Below are 4,363 nucleotides of genomic sequence, written 5' to 3' on the forward strand. Positions count from 1 at the left end.
CCTCGCGCACGCGCGGCAGGCGCCGGGCGCGCACGCACACGTAGAGCATGATGAGCACGAGGCCGATCTGCTCGATGGTGGTGCCCACGCCGGCGCTCGTGTACCTGATGGCGTTCAGGTAGCTCATCTGGGTGAGCAGCACGCCGAAGACGGCGAACAGCGCGATCTGCACGAGCGAGCGGCGGTCGCGGAACACGGCCACGAGGTCGCGCCAGTCGCGCACCGCGGTGAGGAACAGGAAGAACGCGGCGGCGATGACCATGCGCACGCAGGTGATCCACTCCGCCGGCGCGCCGTAGTCGTTCATGAGCAGCTGCGCGCAGGTGCCCGAGAAGCCCCAGCACACCCCGCCCGCCAGCGCGCACACGATGCCGCGCGCCATATGCCGGCTCCCCGCCGGAGCCGTACCCGCCTCTGCCACCTGCACCCGCTCCCCTCGCTGTCCGTTGGATTCCCGGCCGGAAAAGGCCGCAGCGCATTGTCGCACGAGCACGCGGGCAGGTAAAGGAGGCATTCGGTAAGATTCTCGCAAAGCGGGAACCGGGGCGTGACGGGGGGACGGGGATAATGTCACGCTCCTCGATGCGATAGGGGCTCGCAGTGCTTCCGAGAGCGTGACATTATCCCCGTCCCCCCGTCACGCCCGCCTCGTCGACCTACAGGCGGCCGTCCTCCAGCATGCGCTTCACGAACTGGCCGGTGTAGCTGCCCTCGACCTGGGCCACTTCCTCGGGGGTGCCCTGGGCCACGATGGTGCCGCCGCGGTCGCCGCCCTCGGGGCCGAGGTCGATGATGCGGTCGGCGCACTTGATGACGTCCAGGTTGTGCTCGATGACGAGCACCGTGTTACCAGCATCCACGAGGCGCTCGAGCACTTCCAAAAGCTGCCGCACGTCCTCGAAGTGAAGGCCGGTGGTGGGCTCGTCCAGGATGTAGAACGTCTTGCCGGTCTGGCGGCGCTGCAGCTCGCTCGACAGCTTCACGCGCTGCGCCTCGCCGCCCGAGAGCGTGGTGGCGGGCTGCCCCAGGCGGATGTAGCCGAGCCCCACGTCGTGCAGCGTCTGCAGCTTGCGCTTGATGCCGGGGATGTTCTCGAAGAACGCCAGCGCGTCGTCCACCGTCATGTCCAGCACCTCGGCGATGTTCTTGCCGCGGTACGTCACCTGCAGCGTCTCGCGGTTGTAGCGTGCGCCGCCGCACACCTCGCAGGGCACGTAGATGTCGGGCAGGAAGTGCATCTCTATCTTGATCTGGCCGTCGCCCTTGCAGGCCTCGCAACGGCCGCCGTTCACGTTGAAGGAGAAGCGCCCCGGCCCGTAGCCGCGCGCCTTCGACTCCTGCGTGCTGGCGAACAGCGCCCGGATGTCGTCCCAGAGGCCGATGTAGGTGGCGGGGTTCGAGCGCGGCGTGCGCCCGATGGGGCTCTGGTCGATGTTGATCACCTTGTCGATCTTGTCCAGGCCGGTGATCTTCTTGTACGTGCCGGAGCGGCGGTGCGCATGGTTCACGCGGTTCGCGAGGGCCGGCGCCAGCGTGTCGGTGACGAGCGAGCTCTTGCCGCTTCCCGACACGCCCGTGACCACGGTGAGCGTGCCGAAGGGAACCTCCCAGCGTCACGTTCTTCAGGTTGTTCTCCGCGGCGCCCGTGAGCTTGAGCGACCCGCGCCGCGGCTTGCGGCGCTTCTCCGGCACCGGGATGGTGCGGCGGCCCGAAAGGTAGTCCGCCGTGAGCGAGCCCTCGAACCTCACGATCTCGTCGGGCTTGCCGGCCGCCACCACCTGGCCGCCGTGCTCGCCCGCGCCCGGCCCCATGTCGATGACGTAGTCGGCGCTGCGGATGGTGTCCTCGTCGTGCTCGACCACGATGACGGTGTTGCCCAAATCGCGCAGGCGCTCGAGCGTGGAGATGAGCCGCTCGTTGTCGCGCTGGTGCAGGCCGATGGACGGCTCGTCCAGAATGTAGAGCACGCCCATGAGGCCCGCGCCGATCTGCGTGGCCAGGCGGATGCGCTGCGCCTCGCCGCCCGAGAGCGTGGCCGTGGCCCGTTCGAGCGTGAGGTAGTCCAGGCCCACGTCCACCAGGAAGCGCAGGCGCGCCTTGATCTCCTTCACGATGGGGCCGGCGATGTGCTCCTCCGCACCATGGAAGGCCAGGCCCTCGAAGTAGTCGAGCGAGTCGGCCGCGCTCATCTCGGTCACGTCGTGGATGGACTTGTCCCCCACCGTCACGGCCAGGATCTCGGGCTTCAGGCGCTTGCCGCCGCACGTCTGGCACGGCACGATGGCGAAGTACTCCGACAGCTTCTCGCGCTGGTTGTCTGACTGGGCCTCCTGGTAGCGGCGCTGCACCGCGGCGAGCGCGCCCTCCCACTCGATGTACCAGTACGTCTCGCGGCCGTCCACGGTCACGTAGTCCACGCGCACCTTCTGGTCGCCCAAGCCGTAGAGCAGCGCGTCGGTCGCCTTCTTCGGCAGGTCCTCCCACGGCGTGTTCTCGTCGGTGCCCATATGATGGGCCACGGCGCGCAGCACCTGCGGGTAGTAGTTGCCCGTCTTGAACGGCGCGATGGCGCCCTCGGCCAGCGTGAGCGAGGGATCGGGCACCACGAGCGAGGGGTCCACCTCCTCGCGGCTGCCGATGCCCAGGCAGTCGGGGCAGGCGCCGTAGGGCGCGTTGAAGGAGAAGTCGCGCGGCTGCAGCTCGTCCATGGAGTGGCCGTGCTCGGGGCACGCGAGCGCGAGCGAGAAGATGTGCTCGCCCTCGCCCAGGCCGCCCTTCGCACCGGAGGACTGCCCGCCCGCCTCGCCGAGCGGCTGCCCGTCGTCGCCCAGCACCTGCACGAGCACGCGCCCGTCGGCCAGCTTCGTGGCCAGCTCCACCGCCTCGGCGATGCGGCTCGTGGCGCTCTCCTTCAGCTGCACGCGGTCCACCACCACGTCGACGAAGTGCTTGATCTTCTTGTTCAGCGTGAGCGGCTCGGCCTCCAGCTTCAGGATCTCGCCGTCGATGCGCACGCGGCTGAAGCCCTCCTTCTGCAGGTCGGTGAACAGCTTCGTGAACTCGCCCTTGCGGCCCGCCACCACCGGCGCCATGACGATGGCCTTCGCGCCCGGCGCCAGGGACAGTATCTCGTCGGTCACCTGGTCGGTGGTCTGCTTCCTGATGACGCGCCCGCACTCGGGGCAGTGCGGCACGCCCACGCGCGCGAACAGCAGGCGCAGGTAGTCGTAGATCTCGGTGGTGGTGCCCACCGTGGAGCGCGGGTTCTTGGACGTGGTCTTCTGGTCGATGGACACCGCCGGCGACAGGCCGTCGATGCTGTCCAGGTCCGGCTTGCTCATCTGCCCGAGGAACATGCGCGCGTAGCTGGAGAGGCTCTCCACGTAGCGGCGCTGACCCTCGGCGTACATCGTGTCGAACGCGAGCGACGACTTGCCCGAGCCCGAGAGGCCCGTGATGACCACGAGCTCGTCGCGCGGGATGATGAGGTCGATGTCCTTGAGGTTGTGCTCGCGGGCACCCTTGATGACGATGGCGTTCTGTCCCATGTGGCTTATCGCTCTTTCTCTTGCGCATCCGCAGCCGGCAGCCGGGCCCGGCGGCGCGCGTCGGGGGTTGCAAATTAGGCTACCGGAAAACTATCATTTCCGTGCAATCGTTCATTCTAGCGCAGCGCGCGGAAAGAGCCAGCGAAAACATACGTTCGTGTCCGAGCGTTCAAACGATGCGCACAATTCGTTCGCTTTCCGCCGTTGCGGCGCGCCGGGAGGGGTGGCGGCGGCACCTGCCCCTAGTCCAGCCGTGCGCGCTCCACCATCTCGTCGAAGGGCAGCGCCGGCGCATAGAGGTAGCCTTGGAACAGGGAGCAGCCGAGCATCTTCAGCACGTCGCGCTGCTCGGCCGTCTCCACGTACTCGGCGAGCACGGTGAAGCCCAAGTGCTCGGAGAGGTCGGCGATGGACGAGACGATCTCGGCGTAGCGCTCGTTCTCCATCACGCCCTTGGCGATGGTCCCGTCGAGCTTGACCACGGAGAACACGCTGGTTTCCAGGTACTGGAACGAGGTGCGCCCCATGGAGAAGTCGTCGATGGCGAGCCGCATGCCCGCGTCCGCCACGCGGCGCAGCAGGTCATGCGCGCCCGCGTCCCACAGCAGCGCCTCGCGCTCGGTGGCCTCCACCACCACGCGGCCGGCGTCGAGCCCGCGGGCGAGGAAGGCGTCGATGACGAAGCCGACGGCCTCCTCGTCCTGGAGCATCGTGGCCGTGGCGTTCACGCTCACGCTGAAGCCCGGGTCGAGCTCCCCCGCATGCGCGAGCGCCTCTGCGGCCTGCGCATCGGCGAGCGCCCGCTCGAACACGG

At 68.4% G+C, this 4,363-nt stretch carries 2 protein-coding genes and 1 pseudogene; all 3 read right to left on the reverse strand.

Translation table 11 applies throughout. From position 1 onward, the window contains the following. On the reverse strand, positions 1-382 hold a 382-nt coding region (locus tag GPA_RS02510), incomplete at its 3' end, for a DMT family transporter (protein ID WP_156791114.1). A 274-nt stretch (positions 383-656) separates the two neighbouring features. Further along, positions 657-3,549, reverse strand: a pseudogene (uvrA, locus tag GPA_RS02515) (excinuclease ABC subunit UvrA). 242 nt (positions 3,550-3,791) lie between these two features. Beyond that, on the reverse strand, positions 3,792-4,363 hold a 572-nt coding region (locus GPA_RS18735), incomplete at its 5' end, for an EAL domain-containing protein (protein WP_041238842.1).

This window comes from Gordonibacter pamelaeae 7-10-1-b (assembly GCF_000210055.1).
Lineage (GTDB): Bacteria > Actinomycetota > Coriobacteriia > Coriobacteriales > Eggerthellaceae > Gordonibacter > Gordonibacter pamelaeae.